11 protein-coding genes and 7 pseudogenes are annotated in these 20,758 nt (G+C 64.0%); 7 read left to right on the top strand and 11 right to left on the bottom strand.

Translation table 11 applies throughout. The annotated features are described in order from the left end of the window. Positions 1–180 precede the first annotated feature (180 nt). The 3 genes and pseudogenes from FNH09_RS02690 to FNH09_RS02680 all read left to right on the top strand — a co-directional run. Complete coding sequence (locus FNH09_RS02690; RefSeq protein WP_338017445.1) at positions 181–708, top strand: transposase; 528 nt, start codon at positions 181–183, stop codon at positions 706–708. Positions 709–728: 20 nt separating this feature from the next. Beyond that, on the top strand, positions 729–1,439 hold the full coding sequence (locus tag FNH09_RS02685; RefSeq protein WP_338017444.1) for a transposase: 711 nt from the start codon (positions 729–731) through the stop codon (positions 1,437–1,439). 16 nt (positions 1,440–1,455) lie between these two features. After that, a pseudogene (locus FNH09_RS02680) lies at positions 1,456–1,833 on the top strand (transposase family protein); the annotation flags it as partial. A gap of 11 nt (positions 1,834–1,844) precedes the next feature. Here the strand turns inward: FNH09_RS02680 and FNH09_RS02675 are convergent. From FNH09_RS02675 to FNH09_RS02660, 4 genes and pseudogenes are all read right to left on the bottom strand, one after another. Beyond that, a pseudogene (locus FNH09_RS02675) lies at positions 1,845–2,306 on the bottom strand (transposase); the annotation flags it as partial. 64 nt (positions 2,307–2,370) lie between these two features. Further along, positions 2,371–3,136, bottom strand: a pseudogene (gene istB, locus FNH09_RS02670) (IS21-like element helper ATPase IstB); the annotation flags it as partial. Beyond that, positions 3,133–4,602, bottom strand: coding sequence for an IS21 family transposase (istA, locus tag FNH09_RS02665; protein ID WP_476691264.1), 1,470 nt, complete (start codon positions 4,600–4,602; stop codon positions 3,133–3,135). The pseudogene istB and the gene istA, both read right to left, overlap by 4 nt. Before the next feature lie 69 nt (positions 4,603–4,671). Then, positions 4,672–5,400 (bottom strand): annotated as a pseudogene (locus FNH09_RS02660) (IS110 family transposase); the annotation flags it as partial. A 222-nt stretch (positions 5,401–5,622) separates the two neighbouring features. On the opposite strand from FNH09_RS02660, the pseudogene FNH09_RS02655 reads away from it, so the two are divergent. Next, positions 5,623–6,012, top strand: a pseudogene (locus FNH09_RS02655) (transposase); the annotation flags it as partial. A gap of 273 nt (positions 6,013–6,285) precedes the next feature. On the opposite strand, the gene FNH09_RS02650 reads toward FNH09_RS02655, so the two are convergent. The 3 genes from FNH09_RS02650 to FNH09_RS02640 form a co-directional block, all read right to left on the bottom strand. Further along, positions 6,286–10,782, bottom strand: a complete 4,497-nt coding sequence (locus FNH09_RS02650; RefSeq protein WP_152884658.1) for a toxin glutamine deamidase domain-containing protein — start codon at positions 10,780–10,782, stop codon at positions 6,286–6,288. A gap of 669 nt (positions 10,783–11,451) precedes the next feature. After that, on the bottom strand, positions 11,452–12,216 hold the full coding sequence (locus FNH09_RS02645; RefSeq protein ID WP_162468023.1) for a transposase family protein: 765 nt from the start codon (positions 12,214–12,216) through the stop codon (positions 11,452–11,454). A gap of 119 nt (positions 12,217–12,335) precedes the next feature. Further along, positions 12,336–15,698, bottom strand: a complete 3,363-nt coding sequence (locus tag FNH09_RS02640) for a lonely Cys domain-containing protein (protein ID WP_152884656.1) — start codon at positions 15,696–15,698, stop codon at positions 12,336–12,338. 280 nt (positions 15,699–15,978) lie between these two features. Between FNH09_RS02640 and FNH09_RS02635 the strand changes: the two are divergent. Both FNH09_RS02635 and FNH09_RS02630 read left to right on the top strand, forming a co-directional pair. After that, a pseudogene (locus tag FNH09_RS02635) lies at positions 15,979–16,089 on the top strand (carbohydrate ABC transporter permease); the annotation flags it as partial. Between the two features lie 58 nt (positions 16,090–16,147). Further along, positions 16,148–16,333: pseudogene (locus FNH09_RS02630) on the top strand (family 1 glycosylhydrolase); the annotation flags it as partial. Positions 16,334–16,653: 320 nt separating this feature from the next. Here the strand turns inward: FNH09_RS02630 and FNH09_RS02620 are convergent. Further along, positions 16,654–17,838, bottom strand: a complete 1,185-nt coding sequence (locus FNH09_RS02620; protein WP_162468020.1) for an FUSC family protein — start codon at positions 17,836–17,838, stop codon at positions 16,654–16,656. A 99-nt stretch (positions 17,839–17,937) separates the two neighbouring features. After that, a complete protein-coding gene (locus FNH09_RS02615; RefSeq protein ID WP_152884652.1) occupies positions 17,938–18,546 on the bottom strand; it encodes a YceI family protein in 609 nt (202 codons plus the stop codon). Positions 18,547–18,795: 249 nt separating this feature from the next. Here FNH09_RS02615 and FNH09_RS02610 point away from each other — a divergent pair, with 249 nt between their 5' ends. Continuing rightward, positions 18,796–19,824 (top strand): glutathione S-transferase family protein, encoded by a 1,029-nt coding sequence (locus FNH09_RS02610; protein WP_152884650.1) that lies wholly within the window; start codon positions 18,796–18,798, stop codon positions 19,822–19,824. A gap of 124 nt (positions 19,825–19,948) precedes the next feature. On the opposite strand, the gene FNH09_RS02605 is transcribed toward FNH09_RS02610, so the two are convergent. Beyond that, a complete protein-coding gene (locus FNH09_RS02605) occupies positions 19,949–20,320 on the bottom strand; it encodes a fic family toxin-antitoxin system, toxin component (RefSeq protein ID WP_162468019.1) in 372 nt (123 codons plus the stop codon). Then, positions 20,317–20,574, bottom strand: coding sequence for a hypothetical protein (locus tag FNH09_RS02600; protein WP_238426407.1), 258 nt, complete (start codon positions 20,572–20,574; stop codon positions 20,317–20,319). The genes FNH09_RS02605 and FNH09_RS02600 overlap by 4 nt, the downstream gene beginning before the upstream one ends. Positions 20,575–20,758: the final 184 nt, after the last annotated feature.

Genomic DNA, 20,758 nt, shown 5'->3' with positions numbered 1-20,758 from the left:
AACGTGCTCTGGGCCCTCCTGCGCGACCACAAGCTCTTCGAGACCGCTGCGGCCCGCGCAGGCGCGACAGCGATATGACCCGACCACAGTGGGTCGCTACCGCCGCTTGACAACGTCATTGGGAATCCATACCTGGAGTACCTTCGGCAGCGGTGGGAGGAAGGCGAGCACACCGCGACGGTGCTGCACCAGGAGATCGCCGCCAAGGGCTACAGCGGCCACGACCAACGAGTCAAGATGGCCATCGCACCGCTACGCCGCGGCCTGCCGATCGACACACCGCGCGAACGGCCGCCCTCGCCTCGCGAAGTCGCCCGGTGGATCACCACCGCGCCGTCCCGCCGCAACTTGCACACAGCCGAGGCCCTCAGACGACTGTTCGAGCACTGCCCTGAACTGGCCCGCACCCACGACCTGGTGCGTCAGTTCGCCGCCATGCTCGACACCCGCGACGCCGCACCGTTGCCGGACTGGCTCGACCAACTCACGGCTGCCCGCCTCCCGGCCCTGTCCAGCCTCGCCAAAGCCATCCGCGAAGACCAGCCCGCAGTTGTCCAGGGCATCACCACCCCCTTCAACTCCGGCGTCAACGAAGGCCGCATAACCGACCTGAAGCTCCAGAAACGGATCACGGCCGGACGCGCGGGAGTCCCGCGGCTCCGCCATCGCGTCATCCTCATGGCCCTACGCCGACGCCGCTACCCGTGACGGAGTGTCACCGGCGCACGGTGGCACACCCCAGCGTCACGGAAATCTTGCCAGGGCCATTCAAGCAAGTACGCCGACAATTCGGCAGCCTGCAGGGCAAGATCCCCCTGCTGACCGGCGATTTCACCCAGCACCACGCATTCATGGTGGCCTCGATGCTGCGGGCCATCGACGAAGCCGACACCCGGATCGCCCGCCTGAGCGGGGAGATCAACCGGCAACTGCAGCCGCTGCAACAGCAGGTCGACCTACTGATCACTATCCCCGGTATCAGTCTGACGCTGGCCCAGATCTTGATCGCTGAGGTCGGCGTGGACATGAGCCGCTTCGCCACCGCAGGCCACCTTGCCTCCTGGGTCGGAATGTGTCCAGGCAACAAAGAGTCGGCCGGCAAGCGCCTGTCGGGGCGCACCCGCCAGGGCGACACCTGGCTCAAGACCGCGCTCTACATGGCGGGCGCCAGTGCCGCCCGCAGCAGGAGCACCTACCTGGGCGCACAGTTCCGACGACTCGTCCCGCACCGCGGCGCGAAACGCGCGACCGTCGCGGTCGGGCACTCCATCCTGGTCGCCGCCTGGCACATCCTGCACGACCTCGTTCCCTATCGCGATCTCGGACCCGATCACTTCACCAACCGCCTCGGCCAGGAACGCCAGACCCGACGTCTACTCGCCCAACTCGCGGCCCTCGGCCTCGACGTCACCGCCACCCCACGCGAAGAGACCGCCTGACCCCCACCATCACACATTGGGTCAGGCGATTTTCAAGAGAGCCCCGTTCAGCGGGCTGAGCCCGCGACAGTTCGGCAAGCTGATCACCGCGTTACGACGCGAGGGCGCAGACCCCGTTCGCAAGGGACGGCCATGGAGCCTGCCACTGGAGGACCGGGTCCTGCTGATCGCCGCATACTGGCGGACGAACCTGACATTGCGGCAGCTTGCCCTGCACTTCGGCACCTCGAAGTCGGCAGCGGATCGCATCATCGACCACCTCGGGCCCTCGCTGGCTCTGCAACAGCGCAGGCGGTTCCGCAAGGACGCCGTGCTGATCGTGGACGGCACCTTGGTGCCCACTCGGGATCACACCATCGCCGAGCAGTCGAAGAACTACCGTTACTCGGCCTCCTCATGTTGTTGTCAAGCCGCAGCAGTGACGGGAGTTGGGGCTTGGTAACACTGTCCGTCACGGATCATGGCGAACAGGACGTTGACACGTCGTCGAGCCAGGGCGAGCACGGCCTGCTTGTGCTGTTTCTTCTCGGCCCGCTTGCGTTCGTAGAAGTGTTGGGACTCTGGGCAGCTGCGGATGCTGATCTGCGCGGAGGTGTAGAAGACGCGCTGGAGCCCTCGGTGATAACGGCGGGGCCTGTGAAGGTTGCCACTGACGTTGCCGGAGTCGCGCGGCACCGGCGCAACGCCGGCGAAGGCCGCGAGGTGGTCGGCACTGGTGAAACGGCTGAGATTGCCGCCGGTGGCGGCCAGCAACTCGGCGCCCAGCAGTGGACCTATGCCGGGCATGCTGGAGATCACTGCGGCGAGTTCGTGCTCCCGAAACCGGTCTGCAATGAGCTTGTCCAGCGCGTGGATCTTCTCGTGGAGGCTGATGTCGGCGTACGAAGTTAGATCCCCAGTCGCGTACCTTTCCTCGTCCCCACCTGTCAGGCACGTCGGTCTCTCGCTCGATGGCTTGGAGGCGGTTCTTGAGGCGGTAGCTGGGGCCGTTGATCGGGACGACTTCGCAGTGGTGCAGGAGCCGGTCGAGGATCGCGGTGGCGAGGACTTCGTCGCCGAAGACCTGGCCCCATTCACTGAAGGTCTTGTTCGACGTGAGGATGATCGAGCCCTTCTCGTAGCGCTTGGAGATGACCTGGAAGACCAGGTTCGCCTCGGCGCGTTCGAGAGGCTGGTAGCCGACCTCGTCCACCACGAGGACGCTCGGCCGCAGGTAGGAGCCGAGTTTGCTGGTCAGACGTCCGGCTGCCTCGGCAGCTTTGAGGTTGCGGACCATGTCGTCGAGGCTGGTGAAGTAGATCGAGTAGCCGGCCCGGCAGGCCGCGACCGCCAGCGCGATCGCGATGTGGGTCTTGCCTACTCCGGGCGGTCCGAGCAGGGCCGCGTTGGCCTTGGCCTCGACGAAGGGACAGGGTGGCGAGGTCTTTGACCTTGCGCGGGTCGAGATCCGGTTGGAAGGAGAAGTCGTACTCATCCAGCGTCTTGTGGTGCGGCAGCCGGGAAAGTCGCAGGCCCTGGCGGAATCGGCGGTCGTCCCGGACGGCGAGTTCCTCGGAGAGGACCAGGTCGAGGAAGTCGAGGTAGCCGAGCTTGCCCTCGTCCGCGCGACGGGTGAACTCGTTGATGGTCTCTGCCAGATGGGGCAGGCCGAGCTTCGCGGCCGTGGTGCGGATGCGGTTGCCGGTCAGCTCGCTCAAGACGATTCCTTCGGGATGCGGTGGGTGGTGAAGGGGCGGGTGCCGGTCAGCTCGTCATAGACAGACAGCGGCCGGCGGCCGACCTCGACCTGGGCGGCGGCGGCCCGGTTCAGCAGGGCCTGCAAGGGCCCGACCTCCTCGCCCGGGGAGCTATGGTGACGCGGCTGGAAGGGGACTTCGCCGGTGGTCGTCCGGCGTCCCTTGCCAGTTGGCAGCCCGTCCCAATGTGCTTCCTCGACCACGCGGACCCCGCGGCCGACCGCCCTCGGGTGCATGGCCAGCAGCGTTTCGCCGCCAGAGTCGGAGACCGTGGAATGCAGCATGACCTGCGACTTCGTGGCCCGGATCTCGACGAGCTGGCGGGGGCGGACCTTGCGGGCGGGCACCGAGTAGAGGTTGCCGCCGAACGCGATCAGACAGTCCTTGCCGACCGGCCGCAGGTGCCGTTCGGCAACCAGATACGGGGTCGGCGGCAGCGTCTTGAGAGCCGCATGGTCCCGGGCGGCCCGGTGCCCGATCACCTCACGGTGGGTTTTGTGGATCTGAGCCCGCCGCCTGGGCACCCAAGCCGTGAACGCGGCGTCCATCTCCTCGACCGAGGAAAAGGCCCGCCCGGAGAGAACGTGGTCACGGACGATCAGCACCTGGCGCTCGACCCGGCCCTTGCCGGTGGGACGGTAAGCGGCCAGCACGTCGATATCGAAGTCGTAGTGCCCGGAGAATCCGACCGCTTCCGGATGCAGCGGCACCGCCTCACCAGGGGCGACGTGCCGGCGCACGACCGTCTTGGTGCGGTCGTAGACGATCGTCATCGGCACCCCGCCGAAGTGCGCGAACGCCCGCCGGTGGCAATCGAAGAAGGTCTCCAGATCCTGACTCGTGGTGAAACAGCAGAACGGATCGCGGGAGTACGACAGGGTCATATGGAACGAATAGACCTTCCCGATGCCCATATGCGCGAGGATCCTGCCCTCGTCACCCCAGTCGACTTGCGCCTGCGCGCCGGGAACCACCTCGAACCGGCGGTGAAGACCCGCCAGCTCCTTCGGGGTGATGCCAAGTTCCTCGGCGATCCTGGGGCGGGCTTCCTGAACGTAGAGCTTGACCCGCTGGTAGTTCCCGGTGAACCCGTACTCCGCGACCAGCCGTTCATGGATCACCGCGGCCTTCATCAGGATCTCGGCCCTCAGCATCGCATCGACCAGCGGAGCGAACTCGTCGATCACCCTCGCCCGGGACCGTCCGTTCGGCGACCGCCGCGGCGGCGTCGCCGAGCCCGACGACAGGTACTTCCGGACTGTCTTGCGGTCCAGCCCCGTCTCCCGGGCGATCTCCGACAAACTCAGCGCTCCGGACTCCAACAACCCACGGAAACGCCGCAGTTCCAACCAACGCTCCGAGTCCAAGAGCATCGCCAGGCCCCTCTCCACTGCCACACCGACAAGCAGCAGAGTGCCGAGCAACACGCCTCACCGCACCAACAACTGTCCCTATTCATCCGTACGAAGCTGGGGACGTAACTGTGTACGCCGACAGCTGATCACCTCCAACGCCAGGTCGTGGACTACCTGAGCGATCGCGCTCTCGCCTGGAAGCTGCGTGTGTTGCCGATGAGCGGCCTCAACTGCGGTGGCAGCCAGGGTTTCAGCGTTGCGGACGTTCCGATGGGCCAGCCACAACTCGAGTCGCTTGCGACCGGCCCTGCGCAGCGCGGAGGGCGTCTGGTAGCCGCTGAGCAGGAGCAGCGGACCGATGTTGGTCAGCTGCAGGGCCCGTTCCAACGCAGGGAAGATACTCAGCAGTTGGGCTCGCATCCGGTTGATCTTCCGGGTGTGTTCCGCGGACAGGTCTGCCCGGCGGTCGGTCAGGACCCGCAGTTCCACGGCCAAGTCATTGCCCGGCTCCAAAATCTGCAGGTCACGACGCATCCGAGCCTGGTTGGCGATGACAATGGCGTCCTTCGCGTCGGTCTTGCCCATGCCGCGGTAGCCGGCCGAGGCCCGGTTCACCGCCAGCCCAGGTATGTAGACGATCTTCTGGCCATGGTTGAGCAGCAGGCAGACGAGTAAGGCGGCCATGCCATCTGCGACGTCCACCGCCCACACCACGTCCTCGCCCAGTGCCAGGACGTCGCCGATGAGCTCCAGCAGCTCGGACTCGTCGTTCAGGATCCGGCGCGAGAGCAGCTGCACGCCGCCCGCGTCCAGGACCGCGCAGTAGTGGTGTGTCTTGCCGATGTCGGTTCCCGCCCAGTTCTGGGCCACAGCTGCCTCCGGTCGTTCGACCTATACGGTTCATCCGGACGACCTCGCCAGCATGGTCCTACTCAGCGATCACCAGGGGTGCGCAGCTCCTCATCAGTGGTCGAGTCGTCGTGTGGACCGGGCGGCCAGGTAGAGCGAGCCATCGCGGGCAACCAACCACAAGCCTTACCCGGACCACTGGCTCTTCCGGACTCTACGACTGCCCATCCGACCCATCAACAACGTAGGACCAACCACCAGGTCGTCATCGACGCCCACTCCCGACTCGTCGTCGCCGTCGGCCAGCCCCTGCCCGGCAACCGCAACGACTGCAAGGCATGGGAGCTTTCCGGCGCGAAGGACGCCGTCAGGTGCGCCACGGTCATCGCGGACGGCGGCTACCGCGGCACCGGCCTGGTCATCCCACACCGACGCGAACGCGGCCAGACCGAACTTCCGCCCTGGAAAGAGGAACACAACGCCTCCCACCGCAAGGTCCGCGCACGCGTCGAGCACACCTTCGCCCGCATGAAGAGCTGGAAGATCCTCCGCGACTGCCGACTCAAAGGCGACGGCGTCCACTACGCCATGCTCGGCATCGCCCGCCTGCACAACCTCACCCTCACCGGATGACGGAGAAGCGAGCAGGTCGTCCAGCGCGTCAAAGATCATTTACGGGACACACTTAGCAACGTCGTATCGTTGAGCAAGCCCGTGGCTCCTGCATGATAGTTCTGTGAACAGAAATGATCACTCAAGGCCACGGGCCTCCTGCATCCGGGCTACCAGCCATCGGTTCCATCACCGACCGCGACAGGACTTAGTCGTCCAGCCCAAGCACACCGCTCAACTTCGAAGACCCGGTAAGGGGTAAGGCATGTTCTCTGGCCCTGGAATCGTTTGGTTTCAGGGGGTGGATTGATCTTGGCTGGGGCAGATGGGGATCTTTTGCCCGGGCGTGTGTTCGACGTATACGCGGTTGTTGAGTGCGTCGGCGATTTCTTGTGTGAGCGCCAGGGCGACGTGGGATGCGTCGCGGATTTCGGTAATCACGAGGCGACTGTTGTTTAGGCTCAAGACTCTGGAGGGGGTGCTGTTGCCGGCGAGGTCACGGCGGATGTGGCTGGCTGCCTCTGCCACGATCGGGGCGAACGCCGCCTTAACTCGCTGGATGTGTTGCTTCCGTTCGGTTTCAGAATCGCCCTGGGGCGCGTTCATGGCTTCTGCCAGTTGTGTGGTGACCTGGGGCGCATCCTGACCGAGCAGCGTGGTCAGGGGGTACTTTCTCGTATGCAGGACTGCCTGCACCTGCAAAGGCTGCCGCTGCCATTTTCCTCCCAGAGGGAATGGGGACCCTTCTGCTGCATGCACCTCGGAGGCGGTCTCGGGCGTCATTTCGTGTTCGCTCGGCCGCCCGGGCTCACTACCAGTAATGGCATCGTTGTTGGTTGGGGTGGCTTCAGCCGGGACGGCTAGCTCGCCGGATTGGGAGTGGGTGCGGAGAGCCGCTTCGCCTGTTGTCTCAAGCTCGGCGAGTACCTGGGGCGATCGGAGGGTGTCGGTCTTGGCGCGTGGGGCGTTCAAGAATGCCGTCGGACGTCCGGGCGCCCCTTCGCCATGCTGCTGTGCGCCGTCCCGGTAGTCGTAGATGACGGGACCTGAGCTGTACAGGTTCCCAAGGACTTCCAGGTCCACGCTGCTAAGCAAAGCAGCGAAACGGGAATCATGGGTCATGATGGACGGACTGGCTGATCGCCCGAGAGCCATTTCTTCGTCTTGGTAGCCGTCTTTTGCTCCGAGCAAATGGAAGAACTCGTGAAGGGCCTGCCCCATGGTGGTCTGCGACCCGTCTTTGGAGCTTATCGGATAGAAGTCGGTGGCCGTCATCTGGCCCTGGCCAGCGTGTACGCTCACGATTTGGTGAGGATTGTCTGACTTACTAACGAACTCGGGATTGACAAAAAGCTTGTCGCCGCTGGGAAGCTCAAACGCGTGTGCGTTGAGCTTTGCTCGAGTCACCTCTGTCAGTTCTTCTTCGAGTGTCTCGACTGTTTGCCGTGTGACGCCTTCCTTTGCCTCCAGGTGAAGCCGTAGGGTGACATCCAGATACCACGTGCCGGCCTTGCCAGTCGCGCTCCCTTGACTGGTCTCGTCGGGGATCCAGATCCGTCGGAGGTCAGCCCGAATGTGAGTCATCGTGCCGTCCAAGCCGATCGGGTCCAGACGACTCGTGTCGCGTGTGCTGCCCTTAAATGCTTCGAAGCGATCAGTGTTCAGCAGTGCAGCCCGCGCCAACGGACGCCGACTGGCCAATTCGGCCTCACGCCTGACGACGGTTTTCCGATCCTGCTCACTCAGTCGCTCGAATCGGTATGGCCAAGCAGACTCGTCCCACTTCCGGGCATCCCAGCGAACGCCCCATGCCAAGCTTTCACGCCCCGAAGATGCGGCAGGCAACGAATCCGCTGGCCTGTCCGTCGGCGATACCGCTGTTGCATCGACGACAGACCACGCTCGCGGCGCGCCATACTCCGGATTCCGCTGTGAACCGCTTCGAGGTGCTGATGTCGAGCCAGTTGCTCGCGGCGTAAGCTCGCGCAGGACGGCGTTCAAGTCAAGTACGGCTGCGGCGAAGTACGGCTGCTCCGCCGGCATTATTTGCGTCTGCATATTCACCGCCGCCATCAGTGTTTCACGGACCTGGGTGAGCCGTGTCAGGACCCATGACGGCAGCGCTGTTTCGGGGGCCTTGACATGTTGGACGAGCGCATTTGCAATCTTGCGAGCTTCGGAGTGCCCCAGCACCGGCCACCGCTTTTGGGTGACTTGAGGTATAACCGCCATCAGCGGCGTTAGCTTCAGCAAGAGAGGTCCCACATGGCGCACGAGTTGATGGCCGAGAACTGTGGTTGCCTCGCGGGTCGTGAGTCCTACACGGGGATCCTGGAAGCGTTGCGCCAGGGCATTTGCCTCGCGCGAGACGGCTTCGAGCTCACCCACCGTACGGCTGATCGTTTGATCATCCATATGCGGAATATCCGCAAACTTTTCACCGCTCTGGAGTCCCCCGGTGAACTGTCTCAATTCCAGCACGACCTTCGGCAGCCCGGCATCGCCCTGATCCACGTCCATATCTGCAACTCCGACCGACTCGCCCTGGGTCACCCGACGACCTTGCAGTGTCTTCCCGGCGATTGCCGTCATTAGATAGTCGCGATATGTCGCACCACCAGAAAAGGATTCATCCATAATGTTCGCCGGCATTCGTGCACCATGCGTGGCGATCGCCTGCCCGAGACGCACTGTGAACATTTCGGCGATTTGAGTTTGATAATCAGTAAGGAATTCCCTGGCTTCCGGGAGAAGCAATCGGCGCACAACGTGAAATGAGTTACGTAGTGCCACTATAAGCATGTTCTTTGTGAGGCGCTGGCGGAAGAACCGTGTCACAATGGGCCCTGCAGCAACGTGGTGGAACGTCAGCCAGGCATATCCATACAATTCGTCGAGCCCGCGAACTTCAGACAGAAAGGGGAGATTCTCTTCCGTTATGCTCCGCTTCAGCGTCCGTGCTGCGTACAACGTTGTAACATCGGCCGCGAAAGCCCGGGCACCACCCAGGGAATCGTTCAAGGAGTCGAGGCCGTTTCGGTCTTGCGCCAGTTCCAGCAGGTGGCGAACCCCCCCTATGGGAACACCGACATTCAACTGGGTATAGGCGCGGTGACTCGGATCCGGAGACGGACGGACCGATACAGACTGTCCTTCAGGGGAGAACACCCACCCTTCCTGTACGGGCAGAAGATTTCGCAGCAGAATTTCCGAGTTTTCATGGTTGGTCCTGCTCAGCAGGTGGCGGATTCTCAAAGCTTGGGGCAACACGAGCTGCCGACCTGGATACCGTTGTTCTTGGTTAAAGACCCGCATCGGATCGGTCACCACTTCGATGATGGCCTCTTTTTGTTTCGTTGGCTTTTCGCCGGTCTTCTTCTCAGCTATTTGTGGTGTGAGGAACAGTCGACCATCGGTAACGCGGTAAAAGGTTTTGTGATCTACCACCAGTCGCAGCCCGTACGTGTCGTTCCACGCCAACGGCAGGCCTGCGGACAACTTCCCGCTATACCTTCCGAGGGGCCACGCATATTCGATCTCCACGCCGATGGCACCGTATTGGTTGGGAGTGGGTGAGGGGTCCAGGAGGTCTTCGGCAAGGGTGTGAGCGCGGGCCGGTGGCCATTCGAGGAGTGCATTTTCGACGACGCGGCCCTCGGGATCGAGGACCGTGGCACGTGTGCGGGTCGCGGCCCGGTGGGGTGCGTCGGAGGTGATGCGGTTTCGTGTGTCAGCTTGCAGGTCGATCCAGAATACGCCTGAGGGGGTCTTCGTTGCTGCGAAGGCGTGGCCTGCTCGCGTGGGGTGTTCGGTGAGGACGACTGCGCTGGCACCGTCGCCGATGTTGGTCAGAGCTCGCGTGACCATCTGCAAGTCCGAAACTCGGGTCCATTCGGCACCCGCGGTGGTCCCAGGCACCTTGGCTGACAGGTCACCGGCGAGCGTGGTCAGATAACGGCCCGGCAGCAGGACTTCGACAGGAGTTTTCTTCTGCCGGTACAACACCCTAATCACGGCTTCCGTGAGCGGGACACAGCCGATCAACGTGGGTTCAGCAGCGAAAGCCTCCATCGTCACATCAGCGCGTGCAACGGCCTCCGCAATGGCTTCATCAACCTTCTCCTGCAGGATCGCCGGAACCTGTGGCTGTCCCTGCCAACCCGCAGATGTCCCCGAAACACCGGCTCGGAGCAATCCCTCCTCAAGGTCGGACGGCATAAGCGCAGACATGACGAGGGCGAGATCAGCTGCCGACTCCCGAGCTGCGTTCGTGTCCTGGGCATCCTCCAGGTGTGCCATCACGAAATGCACCGCCTGCCACGCCGGCGGCAGCGTCTCCAACCCCGTGTCCTCCCTGAGGTCAGCGTCTGGCATCCGTCCAAAGTACTGCTGGACTATCTCAGTAGCTTCGGAGAAGAGAGGGGATTCAACACCGCCCTTGCCTTGCTCAAGGCGGTTTGTAATCGCAGTGACGTCGAAAGAGCGCGAATCAGGTGTGAGTCGCACAGTGAGTTCGGCATCTGGACGCCGAACAGACTCGACGCGGCGAATTTCTTCTTTAGCGCCCCCTTGCGGCATTGCACCCGGCTTGGAAAGTTGGCGGATTTCGCGAGCGTAGGTCGAACGCAATGCGTCGATCACCTTTGTAGCAGCCCTGCGGACATCCGCGGCATCCAGGACCCCCGTTTTCTGCAGATCCCTGATTTCCGTCAGGACGTCGAAGCACACTTTATTCGGCGTCGCTTGGACAGCAGAACCGGCACCAGGGAAGACGCCACCGAGAGGACTCACGCTAGAACACCTCTTTCAATTTTTTTCATAGGCCAGGTCATTTTCTACGGTCGCGTACAGACACGACTGATAATCACGACATGCACACTATAGCGGCACGACCGGAAATCAGGATTGACGGAGAAGTCCGACCGGAGTAAAGCCACTCAAATAATGGTCCGGGCTCCAGCCCAGGACCCCATGTAGACCGGTGCTCAAATCAGGACACAGCACGCGCTTCTCACCTGGTCGGACATTGCCGTTCCAGTCGACTTGAGTGAGTGTGCTGCCGGCCAATCACTTGGCCATGGGGCCTCATGTCAATCGAGGCAATCAGGTCTATCTCAGGGCTGAGAAGTGCGGAGCCAGCACTGCTAGTCGATCCAAGGGGTAGCGCAACGTCGTCATCTCTCGTGCGACATCAGGCTCCACCTCGAAACAGACACTGAAAATCTCGGCCATCATCACTGCATCCTCACCGTTCGAGACCTGCCCACCCGAGGTCTGCGAACTCTCAGGGCCTCGTTGCAAGGTGGCACTGATAGCGTCCTACACCATCGATATTGCACGATGGCTCGCCCGAATCGCGACACAGTACGGTGCTGGACGCGCGGTCCTGGATCGATAGGCCAATGGTTGGCCCGATCGAGCAATTCCGAAGCAATTTCGGGCAGTGAGCTGTTTCCAACCTCAGTTTGAGCAGGTCAGATGCAGGGTGAGGACGGCCTGAACCAGGCTGGTGATGCGAGTCGTGGAACATCGCAGTTTGCGCAGGAGTCGCCAGGTCTCGAGGGTGGGCATGGCCTGCTCGACGAGCGCACGGATCCTCGCATGCGAGCGGTTGACAGCCTGCTGACCTGCGGAAAGCGTCTCCCAGCGACCCCAATGGGGCAGCCGTATGGTGCCGCCGGCGCCCCGGTAACCCTTGTCGGCCCAGCACTCCACGCCGACTTCCTCCAGGGCGTCGATGATGCCGTGGGTTCGCGCGGCCTTGATGTCGTGGACCGCGCCGGGCAGTGCAGGCGATGCCCACACCAGTCGCCCGGCGGGATCGGTGATGATCTGCACGTTCATGCCGTGCTTCTTATGTTTCCCAGAGTAGAAGGGCCGGTCGGCCGCGATTCGGTCGATCGGCAGCAGCGTGCCGTCCAGGATCACGAATGCCTTGGTGGAGGCGGTGCAGGCCGCGGTCCGCAGGTCGGGAGCCAGCGCGGCGAGGACTTCGACGGCCTCGGCCACGTACCGGTACACCGTCGCGATCCCGACTTCGAAGCCGGCGGCGAGGCGGGCGTAGGTGTCACCGCAGCGAAGATGCGCCAGGACCAGCAGCGCCTGGCGCCCTGCGGACAGACGACGCCACCGGGTGCCCTGCTCTCGATGCCGCGTGCTCAGCTGGCGGGCGAGAAATCGCAGGGACGAGGTGGACAGATCGATCCCCGATGGGTAGACAAGCACGCGGAAGCTCCTGGCTGGACAGTTGATCTCGACAATCACCCGTCTACCAGGAGCTTCTCTACGTCTCCGCACTGCCCCTCACCCCAACTCCCGTCACACGAAGCCAGGTTGGAAATAGCTCAAGGACAGATGGTCAGGCGCGAAGTGGCTGTAATCTCCAGCATAATGCGGTGATTGAGTTCGTCGGCGAGTTTCTGGGCGAACGTAATCCCGACGTAGAGGTCCTGTATGGCGGTGAGGACGAAATCGGAGTTGGCCATGCCCAGGACGCTCCGGGAAGTGCTGCGGTCATCGAGGTGATGGCGGATGTGCTGGGCTGCCAACTGTGCGAGTTCACCGAATGTCCGATTGACCAGTCCGGTGTGTGCTTCCCGCGCCACGTCGGTACCGGCTGGCGTTTGTTTCAGTAGATCGGCCAGTTGTGCCATGGTGTGGGTGGTGGCCTGGTCGCCGAGCAGGCCCTGTATGCGGAACTTGATCTCGTGCAGGACCGGCGCCACCGGCAGAGTCCGCCAAGGTTCTCCCCAAGCAATTCCGGGAGCTTTTGGGACAGTGATCTTCTCGATTTCGGCCGGTCCGAGCGACTGTGACCTCCCGTGTGTTGCAGGCTCACCGTTGCTAGCGACCGCCGCCGACGCGGCTGCTTCTGCAGTTGTCAATTCTTGCGCGCTTGGTACTGGAGCCGGTGTGACGGCTTCGGTGACATCCGGCGCGCTATTCCGGGGCGATTCACCGGGCTTGCCGCTGTCGAGCCCTCTCACTGCTGCGGGGCGCTGGCTCCTGTCGACATCGGTTTCGAGTTCCCTGCCGGGCGCGGGCCGTTCCAGCCCTCCCTCGGAGAGGGTCTGCGGGTTGCGCCGGCCCAGTGGGGCGTCGAGGTGCGCCTTCGATGCGCCGTGAGAGCCTTTTGCGTGTGCCTGCGAGGGCGCAGCCCTGTGGCGCTGGATGTGTGTGGCCGAGGGGTGGACCTGAGTGCTGGCGCGTGAGTTCGCGTTCTGGTTGCGTACGGCGCTGGGGAGGTGGTGCGCCGAGCGTGTCTGGTCGGCCTGTCTGATCAACTCGGCCCAGATGCGGTTGGTGGGTTTTACCGTGTTCGGGCTCGGCCTACGAACCGGGGCAGCCGGGGACCTGGGGGTTTGGCTGTTGTGCGTGGATTGGGGACGCTGCCGTTCTCTGGGGCCCCCGCTGAGGTCCTTGGCGGCGGCCAGCAGTGCTCTCTTGCGGAGTTCGCTGGTGACTTTGCCGGAACCCAGGACGGTTCGCACGTATCCGTCGAGGATGTTTTCAAGCTTCTGTGATGAGAACGGTTCAGTAAGGCCGTTGCCGCGCCACATCGTTTCGACGGCCGTAGCACCACACAGTAGAGCTGCGTAATCGCGGGGCACCTGACCGATGTTGTAGCCGAAGACCTGGCGCAGGGCTCGGACTCCGCGCAGAGTCTGGGCACGAACCGTGTCATCAGCGCGGCCCGTGCCCCTGTGGAGTCCGGCGTCGCGAGCCACACTGTCCAGTTCGACTCCCTCCGGTTCGGGCAGACACGCCTCCCACCGCGGTGGCTTCCCGTCGGGACTGTTATCGGTCAGCACCATCGACCTGTCGGTGTAAGCCGTGACCTTCGTCGTGGGGGCGAAGACCTTACGGCCTGTCGCGTTGGCCACGTGCTGCGCGGTGGACACATTGTCGAGCCCTCCCTCGATGGGGGCAGCAGCCGCAAAGCAGACCTGGAGTACCAGGGGTTTCGTGTTCTGGCTGAAGCTGGGGCGGCGCTTCAGGTAGCCGCCGAGTTCCTTGCCGTCCACTTGGTGGATGGTGCTGCCATCGCGCTGCGTTAGGTATGCGAAACCCGGTGTGCCGTGGGCGGAGAAGAAGTATGGCTTTTGGCCCAGCCAGGGGACGGGCGCGGTCTGCGGGGGGTCTATTGCCTTGCCGTCGGCATCTTGAAGCCCGGAGTCGGTGATGTTCCGCCATCTTGCGTAGGCAATTTCTCGCGCCCTGGCGAGATCGCCTGAGGCCGCATAGGACATGCGGCCAACGAGTTCCTTTGTGATTTCGTCGATGACTGTGTGGCTGTGAATGTCCTCATCGGCTACTTCGTCGCCGTCGGCGGTACGCACATGACCGGTGGCCATCAGAAGAGGCGAGCCCGCCGGCGATTGGAGCAAGTCGTAGGGGCCGGATTCGATCCACTCACCCCGGGTGCTGTCGATGGATTGATGGTCGATCAGGGCAAGCATAGGGAAGGGATCTTTGGTGACGATGACTTCGCCACTGGCTGCCCACACCTTCCGGCCTGTGATGGCGGCAACCGTGCGAGGAAGCTCGAGTCCTCCGGAACCTGCGTGAGAGAAGGCCAGAACAATGGGTATTTCCGGTGCGTCCGGTACGTCCAAGCGATCGAGAGCATTATCCAGGTCCCATTTGAGGATTTCAGCGAATACCCACCGGTTCACATTCATGGTGCCTCGCTCTGTACGTACCGAGATGAGACCCCCCTCGGCCATCCTCGTTCGCACCGCATAGATTTTTGACCCATCCCATTGGGCTACAGTCTTGCGACCGTCGATCAAGGAGCCGTCCGCTTTCGAAAATCCGACCCATTCCATGTCGAGTTCGTCGAGTTCGGTATCCCAGTTGCGGACAATCCAGTCGTTGTCTTCTGGATCACCGACCGTGAATTTCGAGTCCAGGGCCTTCAGATCCTGGATGATATACCTGGCTGCGATTTTCGCGATACTTATCGCGCCACCCTCCGCCTCCACTTCCCTGTATGTGCTCATCAAGGAAAGCAAGAGCTCATGATCTGAGTTGCCGTCGTCGGGCCGAAGTTTCGCTTGATCGGTCCAAACATAGGGGTCGAACTCTCCAGCTCTGGTGTCCCAGATTTTTTCCAGGCCCTCAAGATCGGCTATCCACTTCGCATAGTCCTCATGTTGATTGGCCGGCTTGCCATGGAGGGCCGTCGACATCGCATCCAGTATGGTGTCGTACCGTTCGGTGGCTGCGGTTTCCCCGGAGGTCAGGGGAACTCCCTCGAGAGGGCCGTCGGACTCACCGCGATTGGCGATGTGATGAGCGATTTCTGCGCCCTGTTGTCCGGGAGGTTGTTTCCCGGAGTGAGAAGAAAAATTCCTCCTGTACCCCTGCACAGCATCGGTTTCTGTCCGTTCGGGCGAGCCAACGGCTTGCAGCTCGGGATTGACCTCCCCTTCCGGCAAGGTCAACCACTCAGCTGTCGGTTCGGTGCTCGTGGTGCGGCTGGCGATGAGGCGTTCCAGGCCGCCAGGGGTCGCGGCGGCCGTGGTGACATGGTGCGAGGGGACGAGCCGCAAGGTTTCCAGTGTTTGTTCCGACGTCATCCCCATGATCGCCTTTTTGGCGGCACCTTCATATACGTCGACGGCTTGGCGTATATGTGCCAGGGTTTGCCAGACGTCAGCTCCGGGCGGGGGAACAAAGCAGATCTTTCTCTGTATGTTCATCATCGCCTCCTTGGCCGGCGAGTCACCATGTACCGGCACCGGACGGCGCCCGGAAGAGCCCGCAGATTTTCGCCGGATTATATCTGGAATTCCTGATAATTTCCGTCGTCCCGGAAGCTGGGCGTCTTTCGTGCTTCAATCCTGCCCGTAAGGGCGACCAGCCCCTTCCGTGCGATCAGCTGTGCGCCCGGAGTCGATGACTTCACGGTTTTGCACCGTGCTGGTGTCACCCCTCACCGCCACGGGAGTGGATTGTGCCGGGCGGTCATCACGGAAGGTGCCATCGTGGGTCATGGCCGCCGCACTGATCAGCACGCTGCCGCTGCTCCTGGTCTTCGTGATCTTCGGCAAGCAGATCGTCGGGGGCATCATGGCCGGCGCCGTCAAGGGCTGACACCAGGGTCATCGACCGAACCCTCGGTCCACCATCCGTAATTTTGGAGCGATTCACCATGACTGCCGTACAGCCCGAGACCGCAACCCGTCCGGCTCCGGCCACCGCCTTCCCCACCGACTTCGTCTGGGGCGCGGCCACAGCCGCCTACCAGGTGGAAGGCGCCGCCGCCGCGGACGGGCGCGCCCCGTCGATCTGGGACACCTTCAGCCACACCCCCGGAAAGGTCCGCAACGGCGACACTGACTGACGGCAGCTCACCTGATCCTGACTCGTCCCCGGAGCAGCGGCGGGTCCGGTCTGCGACTCGCCGGCCGCGTACAGGAACGTGGCCGCGGCGGACCGTACCCGCTCATCAAGACTCATACCCACAACGCCGGCCCTACCGCTAAAGACTCATGTGTCATGCGCCGGTCGTATTTCGCATCGTGTGCGCGCCTGCCTGCACGGGGTCGTGCGTTGTGGCTCTGTCCTGGCTCAGGCCGATACGGAGCGACACGGGGAGCAGCCGGAACGATCGTCGTCTTTCGGCAGGCCGTCATGGCGTCACCGCAGAGCTCCTGGCTACGTTGCCGAGATCCATGTCGCGGCGTCGCGCTGACCATGCGTCCGGCGTGTGCCCGCGTAGTCCAGGTCGAACAGCAGCCTTTCCACGTCCGTCATGAGCGAGCCGTAGACGTGCCAGGCGCCCGGCTTGGTGAGAGTCCCTTGGTGGATCAGTTCCGTCATGGTCTCGTGCCACGTCAGCGCACCCTCGATCGCCTTGCGCAGCCGTTCCCGAGGGTCCGTCTCCGACGGGTCCCCTGCCGCGTACGGCTCGACGAGTCCCCGGACCGCCGCACCGGCCAGTTGCAGGGTCTCGGCGTAGCGATCGAGGAACTGATGCCCCAGGTGGTGATCGGCGCGGCGGTCGTGGGCGTTGTCGGCTAGGGCCCGGGCGATTCCGCGTACCTGGAGGAGCACTCCGCGCAGGGCGCCGAACAGTTCTCCATAGGTCACATCGCTGCGTCGCGCTCGGGCGACGCCGCGCGCGTTCCACCGCAGGCTCTCGTCAGCCTGCCGTACCTGCTCCTGTGCATGCGTCAGGTGCTTCTCGAGTTCGCGCGCCCGGTGGAGCCAGACATGGGCCTTGGATCCGAGCTGCTCCCGGGCCAGACCGGTGCCCATGTCGCTCAGCAGGTTTCCCATGGCGTGGGCGAGTTCTTGTACGGCGGAGTCGGACTCGTCCAGATGGAGCGGGGGCAGGACGAGCGCGTTGACGACGATGCCCACCACCGCGCCGCTCAGCGTCTGGAGCAGGGGGGAGACAAGGCCGCCTATGGGATCGCCCGCCGTGGCGGCCAGCCCGACGACGGCGGTGGAGGCGACCTGTCGGCGGCTGTCGGCTGTGCGGCGGGGACCCACCAGGACGGTGCCGAGGACGATGACTGCGATGGCACCCGCTGTCGCTCCCAGGAGCTGGACCGTCATGAGGGCCAGGGCCAGACCGGCGACCTTCGCGACGACATTCTGCAGCGCCTTGGCCACTGATCGGTACACCGTGTCCGCGTTGACCATGAGCAGGGCCGTGGCGACCGCCAGGTACGGGCGCCCATCGGCAGCCCACGCGCGCGCAAGGGTCCAGGCGAGCAGCGCCGCCATCAGGGCCTTGATCCCGTACACCAGGTGTCGAGGTGGCCGGCGGCGGAACCTGCCGCCGAGGCGGCGGGCCCTGCGTATCACGGGCAGCAGGTGATGATCAGGGGACATCCGGTGGGCCTGCCTCCGCTTCCCCCGCTCCTGGCGTCGGCAGGAGCGGGGCTTCGAGGACACCTGGCGAGCGCGGGTCCGGCCGCGATGCATCACGTGTCAGACGTTCTTGATCGCCGAGATGTCGAAGTGCAGCTTGATCTTGTCCGAGACCAGCACGCCGCCGGTCTCCAGGGCGGCGTTCCAGGTCAGGCCCCACTCGGAGCGCAGGATCTCGGCCTTGCCCTCGAACCCGACGCGCTCGTTGCCGAACGGGTCCTTGGCGGCGCCGCTGAACTCCAGGTCGATGCTCAGCGGCTTGGTCACGCCGAGGATCGTCAGGTCGCCGGTGATCCTGAAGGCGTCCCCGCCCAGCGCTTCGGCCTTCGTGGAGCGGAAGGTCATCACCGGGAATTCGTCGGTCTTGAAGAAGTCGGCGCTCTTGAGGTGACCGTCGCGGTCGGCGGATCCCGTGTCGATGCTGTCCATCGTGATGTCGATGGTCGCGGTGGAGGCGGCCGGGTTGCGGCCGTCCAGGTGCAGGCTGCCGGTGAAGTCGTTGAACTTGCCCTTGACGTTGGTGACCATGGCATGCCGCGCGACGAAGCCGAACGTGGAGTGCGCCGGGTCGATGGTGTACGCGCCGCCGACTGCGGCGGTGTGCGGGTTCGCGGCAACGGTGGCGGTGGCGGTGTTCGCGGCGCTGGTCTTACGTCCGAAGAGGCCCATGATCTGTCTGCTCCCAGAAAGGTCACTCGGGCCGCACAGCGACCCGCTTTCATTGAATGTTCAACTAGAACTCCATCGCGCCCCGACCCATTCCCACGCCAGTCGCCCCGGCCCCCACGCAGGCCGCTGTGATCGCGCACCACCGCAGCTCCGGCGGATCAGGATGCCGCCCCCGCGAACGTCGAGTAGCTCACCGGCGATCCCGGTAGAAGACTGGGCACACGTTGCGACGGCGGAAGGGCACGCCCCATGAACGGCAGCGACAGCGGGACACGCGGCAACAGCGAGTACGGCAGGAAGCCGTTCAAGCGGTCGAAGAGCCACTTCGCGGATCGGATCACCGCGGACGGCCGGGACGGTTGGCCCGTCGAGGCGAACCGTTACCGGCTGGTGGTCAGCCGTGCCTGTCCATGGGCGAGCCGGGCGCTGGTCTCCAGACGTCTGCTCGGCCTGGAGGACGCTCTGTCCTTGGCGGTCACCGACCCGATCCAGGACGACCGGAGCTGGCGGTTCACCCTCGACCCGGACGGTCTTGACCCTGTCCTCGGAATCCGTTTCCTGAGCGAAGCCTATGAAAAGCGGGAGCCCGGCTACTCGGGAGGGGTGAGCGTGCCGGCAGTCGTGGACGTGCCCAGCGGGCAGCTTGTGACAAATGACTACCAGCAGATCACTCTCGATCTCGCGACCGAGTGGACAGCGCTGCACCGGCCGGGCGCACCCGATCTCTACCCGCACGCCCACCGCGATGAGATCGACGAGGTCATCGCCGGCGTCTACGAGGACGTCAACAACGGGGTCTACCGCGCGGGCTTCGCCATCGGCCAGGAGGAATACCGGGCCGCCTGCGCGGGAGTGTTCCGCCGCCTGGACCTGCTGACACCCCGGCTGGAACGACAGCGCTATCTGGTCGGGGACACCATCACGGAGGCGGACATCCGGCTGTTCACCACACTCGTACGCTTCGACGCCGTCTATCACGGCCACTTCAAGTGCAATCTCCGGAAACTGTCAGAGATACCGACACTGTGGGCCTACACCCGCGATCTGTTCCAGACGCCCGGCTTCGGTGATACCGTCAATTTTGATCATATAAAGCGCCATTATTACCAAGTCCATGTCGGCATCAACCCGAGCGGCATCGTGCCGCTGGGCCCTGATCTGTCCGAATGGCTCATGCCGCATCACAGACAGGAGCTGGGCGGCCGCCCGTTCGGCGACGGAACACCTCCGAAGCCGGTACGCGCCGACGAGGAGGTGCCTCTTCCCGGCAGGCCCTGACCGTGCGGACCTGCCGTTCGCACGCCGACCGACGGCTCCTCGCAAGCCCACGGACGAACGCGCCCCTGAATGGCTCATCACCGCACCGACAGGCTCCCCTGCCGACGCCTATGACCGGTCCCGGTCATGGCTTCCAGGTCCGCAGGAGGACGGCGATCCGGTCGGCGCTGCAGCGCGGACTGTTCAGCTCGTGGGCGAGCGCGGTGAGCTGTTCGCGGGTCGGGCCGACCGGAATGTTGCTCGCTTCGAGGTACATGACGGCAACAGCGCAGGCGACGGTGAGGTTGGAGCGCTCCAGCCAGCGGCAGCGACCCAGGGTGTGCACCAGGGCGGCGGCACGGGCGTACGGGCCGTCGTAGACGGCGGTGTCGAGGAGTTCTCCGCGATGGCGGGCGACGGCGGCGATGGGCACACCGTAGTCGTCGGGGGCCGGATCGCGGCGCCCGGCCCGTTCCGCCACTTCGAGAATCCAGGATTCGTCGACGTGCAGGATCACGCGGCGGCGCCTGGATGCCGATCGGCGTACGGAGCGTCGAGGTGCTGCTCCAGATCGTCGAGGAAGCTGCCGTGCTCGTCGATGAACCGCTGCGCGGCCGCCATGCCGGCGGCGCGGGCACCGGTGGTGTCCTCGATGATGAGCCGCTCCACGTACCGGTTGAAGTCCAGTTGACGGGCGCGTGCTGCAGCCTTGCCGGCCTCCAGCACGTCCTCCTCCAGCCGGACCTGAGTCTGCTTCTTCGCGGTAGCCATTCCTGCATGGTAGCAGGGTGGTAGCAGAAGGGACCTCCTACCGCACGCGAGCCCACAGTTCGGCGAGCTCCACGCTCGAACCTCCGGCCGTGCGCACGGTACTGATGCCCGGCCACGAGGAGAACGCACACGCCATGCCGCCGGCGAATTCGTCGCCGAGGCGATGGCCTGACCGGTTCCCGGC

The sequence above is a fragment of the Streptomyces adustus genome, from assembly GCF_009377175.1.
Taxonomy (GTDB): domain Bacteria; phylum Actinomycetota; class Actinomycetes; order Streptomycetales; family Streptomycetaceae; genus Streptomyces; species Streptomyces adustus.
This window is presented reverse-complemented; position numbering and strand designations above follow the sequence as displayed.

Excerpts from the sequence above, each read along its gene's own strand:
- FNH09_RS02640 (WP_152884656.1), bottom strand. The coding sequence starts at position 15,698 with ATGATGAACATACAGAGAAAGATCTGCTTTGTTCCCCCGCCCGGAGCT.
- FNH09_RS02620 (WP_162468020.1), bottom strand. The coding sequence starts at position 17,838 with ATGTCCCCTGATCATCACCTGCTGCCCGTGATACGCAGGGCCCGCCGC.
- FNH09_RS02615 (WP_152884652.1), bottom strand. The coding sequence starts at position 18,546 with ATGGGCCTCTTCGGACGTAAGACCAGCGCCGCGAACACCGCCACCGCC.
- FNH09_RS02600 (WP_238426407.1), bottom strand. The coding sequence starts at position 20,574 with ATGGCTACCGCGAAGAAGCAGACTCAGGTCCGGCTGGAGGAGGACGTG.
- FNH09_RS02610 (WP_152884650.1), top strand. The coding sequence starts at position 18,796 with ATGAACGGCAGCGACAGCGGGACACGCGGCAACAGCGAGTACGGCAGG.